The organism is Mesorhizobium sp. M5C.F.Ca.IN.020.29.1.1, assembly GCF_003997375.1.
Taxonomy (GTDB): Bacteria; Pseudomonadota; Alphaproteobacteria; order Rhizobiales; family Rhizobiaceae; genus Mesorhizobium; species Mesorhizobium wenxiniae.
Map to the genome: position 1 here is coordinate 1 of NZ_RZSW01000508.1, position 4,615 is coordinate 4,615.

Annotated in this window: 6 protein-coding genes and 1 pseudogene; 3 read left to right on the forward strand and 4 right to left on the reverse strand. The window is 62.3% G+C overall.

What is annotated here, in order from left to right; all coding sequences use genetic code 11:
* Positions 1-513, reverse strand: a pseudogene (locus tag EOA85_RS28365) (hypothetical protein); the annotation flags it as partial.
* A gap of 225 nt (positions 514-738) precedes the next feature.
* Positions 739-1,845, reverse strand: coding sequence for a S8 family serine peptidase (locus tag EOA85_RS28370; protein ID WP_245486090.1), 1,107 nt, complete (start codon positions 1,843-1,845; stop codon positions 739-741).
* A 138-nt stretch (positions 1,846-1,983) separates the two neighbouring features.
* Between EOA85_RS28370 and EOA85_RS39970 the strand changes: the two genes are divergently transcribed.
* From EOA85_RS39970 to EOA85_RS28380, 3 genes are all read left to right on the forward strand, one after another.
* Positions 1,984-2,115: a hypothetical protein gene (locus tag EOA85_RS39970; RefSeq protein WP_281033793.1), complete on the forward strand. Its 132-nt coding sequence runs from the start codon at positions 1,984-1,986 to the stop codon at positions 2,113-2,115.
* A 187-nt stretch (positions 2,116-2,302) separates the two neighbouring features.
* Positions 2,303-2,845: an RNA polymerase sigma factor gene (locus EOA85_RS28375; RefSeq protein ID WP_127211969.1), complete on the forward strand. Its 543-nt coding sequence runs from the start codon at positions 2,303-2,305 to the stop codon at positions 2,843-2,845.
* On the forward strand, positions 2,842-3,627 hold the full coding sequence (locus EOA85_RS28380) for an anti-sigma factor (RefSeq protein ID WP_127211970.1): 786 nt from the start codon (positions 2,842-2,844) through the stop codon (positions 3,625-3,627). The genes EOA85_RS28375 and EOA85_RS28380 overlap by 4 nt, the downstream gene beginning before the upstream one ends.
* Positions 3,628-3,648: 21 nt before the next feature.
* On the opposite strand, the gene EOA85_RS37770 is transcribed toward EOA85_RS28380, so the two are convergent.
* Positions 3,649-4,059, reverse strand: a complete 411-nt coding sequence (locus tag EOA85_RS37770) for a hypothetical protein (RefSeq protein WP_164759934.1) — start codon at positions 4,057-4,059, stop codon at positions 3,649-3,651.
* A 112-nt stretch (positions 4,060-4,171) separates the two neighbouring features.
* Positions 4,172-4,615 (reverse strand): DUF6065 family protein (locus EOA85_RS28390; protein WP_245486091.1); only part of this gene is annotated, 444 nt, incomplete at its 5' end.

Sequence of the window (4,615 nt, forward strand, 5' to 3'; positions counted from 1 at the left end):
GTTCATAGTGGCAGTACCGGCGCCGGTGCTCACCTCCGCGCGCTGCATGGTGTCCCGGGTTTTCATCGTCATCCCGGCCGTCGAGTGTGTGGCGCTGGTAAAAGCCGCCAGTTCGGTGTCATAGACGCCGGTGAACTTGCTGTCTTTGATCGAGAATTGTATGCTCTGCGGGCCTTCCGGCCCCATGAACTCGAAGGACCCGCTTGGCGACAAATCCGCAGAGACGTTCCACGTCCCGTTGCTGCTTGGCTTGACGAGGAATGCGTAGGGGCTGAAGTCGAACTTGAAGGAATGCTGCGTCGCCAACAGGTTCACGACAGGTTTGAAGTCGACGGCGAGTTTGTAAGCGTCGCCTTCCACGGAAACCTTCAGGAAACCGCTGTCGATCGCCTTGCTGCCGATGTAGCGAGACAGATTTTCGGAGAGCTGCTTCGCACCCTCGCCATCGACGGTCTGGCCGAAGGCAGGCGCGCTGAGCGCGAGAACAAAGACGGCCGGCAGAACACGGTTCACGCAGAATCTCCGTTGCTATTCTTCTGGTAAAAAACTCCAATCGTAACCGTAAGCCGAAACGGGTAAGGTGCAATCCCTCCTGAGCGCTAGGTCCCGGCCACCGTTCATGAAGCAGCGGCGCGGCGCGACGTGGTTGATGCAATGCGCCCTGCCCGATCGCGGTGTTCGCCAGCATCGACGATGCATCAGCCTGTCGCCCCAGCAAGAGCTCGCGTCATCGGAGCTTCACATCGCCTTCTTCGGCGTGACGACGCAAGCGGCGCGGGCATTGAGCAGGCCCCAACCGAAGACGGCGTCCTTGCCGGGCGCGCCGAGATCTTCCGCCGACTTGCCGAGCGCATCATGAATGTCGGCTGCGGTGGCGCTGCTGTTTGCCGACTTCATCAACGCCGCTGCGGCGGCAACAAACGGCGTCGCGAAGGAGGTACCGGTCTTCGGCCGTGCGCCGCTGACCGACGCGGCCGTCCATACTTCGACGCCGGGGGCGGCCAGGTCGATATGCTCGCCGCGGCCGGCACGCCTGTAGGGGCGTTTCATGCGGTCCACCGCCGTCACCGCGATCACTTCCGCGTAGGCCGCCGGATAGGCAGGTCCGGCCTTGGGACCTCCATTGCCGGCAGCGGCGACGATCACCATGCCGCCTTCGGAAAGTTTTCGGACAAACTGCTCGAGAAGAGCATTCGCAGGACCCGACAGGCTCATATTCGTCACCTGCACGCCGCGCACGGAAAGAAGATCGAGTGCGCGAAGAAGATCATAGACGTCCGAGCGGTCATCCTGGCGATCGCCCCGGTGAAACGCATCGACCGCGATGAGCCTAGCGTGCGGCAGGAGGCCCGGGGTACGGCTGTCGGCGCCGCCGACGAGCAGCGCCGCGACGGCGGTGCCGTGCTGGCGGCCGGACTCGGGAAAGCCGTGGTCCGAAAGGCGAAGAACTTCGACCCGGCCATTCGCGAAGGCGGCATGCGCAGGATTGATCGCCGTGTCGATGAGGCCGATCGTGACATTGCCACCGCAACCGGCTGGAAGACCGGTATTAGCCGGCCAGCCGATCAGGCCTGCGGCGGCGCAGTGGGATCCGGCACATTCGGCTTCTTGTCCGGGCCGGTAGTAATGCACGAAATCCGCTGTCGACTGCGGAGCGGCGTCGATGACAAGATCGCGCGCAGCCTCCGGCGGCATGTTGGGCGGTATGCGCAGCCGGACCAGCTCCGACCCCAGAAGCTGGATGTCGGTGCGGTCAAGGACGGTGAAGCCCGTTGCCTGAAGCCGACCGATTTCAGCCGAACTCAGCCCGGTCGCTACGATCTGGTCCGGTGCCCGAGACGGCAAAGGGAGGGCGGGCCGTTGCGCGCGCCTGCCGCCGCGTCTTGGCGGACGCGGAAGAAACCGATCGGTCAGCGTGCGAAACAGATTCGTTCCGGTCGACCGGCGGGGAATCGCTCCCGATCCACCAGACGACGAGCCGGATTGACCGCCGCCACCGTCATCACCACCACCATCGTCACCACCACCACCACCGTCATCATCGGCGAACGCCGATTTTGGTCCGAACTCTCCGAGCACCAGCAGGCCGCCCGTCGGATGAAGATCGACCATTAACGCGACGGCTACCCAGAATGGCAGCAGGGCTCTTGGTCTCAGCCAGGCGGTGGCCCCCATATCTCCCTCACATTTCCGCCGTTGCCGATTTTCAACATCGCGAGGCTAGCGGACCTATCCGACAATAAGCTAGCTTTGCGAGGAAACGGGTGCGGGACCGCTTTATTCCAAAATAACTTGGAGCAACATGCCGGAAAAAACCGACCGCGTCCAAGACCAGCTTGTCGTTTTTCTCCCGAATCTCCGCCGGTTCGCGATTGCGCTCTGCCGGTCCCGCGATATTGCGGACGATCTCGTTCAGCGAGCCTGCGAACGGGCGCTCGCCAACGAGCAGCGTTTCGAGCAAGGAACGCGCTTCGACGCGTGGATGTTCAAAATTCTCCGAAATCTGTGGATCGATGACATCCGCAGGCGCAAGGTCGCCGGCCCGCAGGACGATGTCGACGAGTGCCATGACATCGCCGGCATTTCCGGTGAGCGCGAGATGGAGGCGCGGCTGGCGCTGAACAGCGTGGCGCAAGCCATTGGCGAACTTGCCGGCGATCAGCGCGACGTGCTGCTTCTCGTCTGTGTCGAAGAGCTTTCCTACAAGGAAGCCGCGGAAGTCCTTGCCGTGCCGATCGGGACGGTGATGAGCAGACTGGCCCGGGCGAGAAAGAATCTGGCGGAGGCGACGGGAATATCCATGGCTCCCACCCGTTCTGCGGTCACAAAAGGGGCTAGCAAATGACCGAAGAGACGTTTTCGGACGAGATCCTGATGCGGTTCGCCGATGGTGAGCTTGATCCGGAGACGGTCGCCAGGATCGAGCAGGCGATGGAGATCGATGACCGTCTGGTTACTAGGGTTGCCATGTTCATCGAAACCAGAGCGCAGGCGCAGGCCGCGCTGAAGCCGCTGCTCGACGAGCCGGTTCCCGAAAAACTTGTGGCCGCCGTTGAGCAAATGATCGAGGCCAGGCGCGCCGTCGAGAAGGCGGCATCCGTATTGCCCTTCGGCGGCGGGCGCATAGCGGCGCCTCCATCGAGGTCTCACTGGAGGCTGCCGATTGCCGCCTCTCTCGTGGCGGCCGTCGTCGGCGCGCTCACCGGGTATTGGGCAGCAGGTACCAACGAACGCAGGCAGGGCGGGCTATGGGTTGCCGGCGTCATTAGGCCGGCCCTGGCCCAAGCCCTTGAAACGGTCGAGTCCGGCAAGGAAATCAGGCTCGCCGGGATCAGTGACCGATTCCGGGCAATCGCTACCTTTCGCAACAATTCGCAGGATTTGTGCCGAGAATTCGAGGTTGACTCGCAGGACCGCTCCACGGTGGTGTCGGTCGCCTGCCGTTCCGGCGACGAATGGCGCGTCAGCTTCGCGGTCGTGGCCCCCGGCGACGCCGGAGGCTATGCCCCGGCCTCGTCGACCGAAGCCCTCGACGCCTATCTTTCGGCGATCGAAGCGGGCGCTCCGATGTCAGCCGAGGAGGAAGTCCAAGCGTTGACCGAGGTCCGTCGGGAGGACCGGAAGTGAAGCTGCAACGGCCCCCGTTCTCTAAATGGAATCCGGCTTTCTCTGAATGGAATAAAGCCGGCAATCGCCCGTTACTCCGCCGGACCGCAACTGCCGGTCCAGTCTGAAACAAGGAGTAACTACCATGACAAGACACAGGAAACTCAAGTCGACACTGGTCGCAGGAATGGCAGCGCTCGCGAGCACCGCGGCGCAGGCGAAGGAATATCCCGCGGCGTCACCGGAAACCGAGGGTCCGCCGGCCGCAATGACCAGCCAAAGCGAAGGTGCCTTCATCGTCGCGGGCAACAGTTCGTCAAATTCGAGCTCCAATTCGTCGTCCAACGGTTCATCGAATTCCAGCTCCAACTCGTCGAGCAATTCGAGTTCGAACTCCAGCTCCAATTCGTCGAGCAACTCGAATTCGAACTCATCGTCGAACAGCTCCTCCAATTCGAACTCGAACAGTTCGGATCGCGGTCCGCGCAACTGGCGGTTCCGCTAGCAATTCACAAAGAAACGGGGCCTAGCGGCCCCGTTTCGCATTCTTCTCCGCAAAAAAAGTCTAGCGGGCCGCGCGGGCCCATTTGCGATACCAGCCTTCGCCCGCAATCGTGTTGCGATAGACAGTTTCGCGCTCCGTCGCCTCGGCTCCGGTCTCCGCCCGGATTTCTGCCTTGAGTGCGGCATCTTCGCGGCGAACCGGTATGACCTGGACGAGCGGCGTGCCCTTTTCGATGACGTAGAGGCCGTCGGGCGCGGTCGCGAAAAACGGAAAATGGATGTCGGCTGCGTACCTATCGGTGTCGACGATGCCGGCGACGCATTCGAAAGGCTGAGTCGGCCTGTTGAGCGGCGGCAGGAACAAACAACTCCAGCCCGGCGGGGTCCGTATCGACCAGTAATTGTGAAATTTACATGTTTTCTCTGGTTCCTTCTTTTTGCAGGCTCCCTTCTGTGCTCCCTTCTGGCTTCTCCTCCCCCTGTCGAACTCACAGCCGGCATCCAC

What these genes read in the sequence shown, in the direction of transcription:
- EOA85_RS28375 (WP_127211969.1), top strand. Translation starts at nt 2,303, where the DNA reads ATGCCGGAAAAAACCGACCGCGTCCAAGACCAGCTTGTCGTTTTTCTC.
- EOA85_RS28380 (WP_127211970.1), top strand. Translation starts at nt 2,842, where the DNA reads ATGACCGAAGAGACGTTTTCGGACGAGATCCTGATGCGGTTCGCCGAT.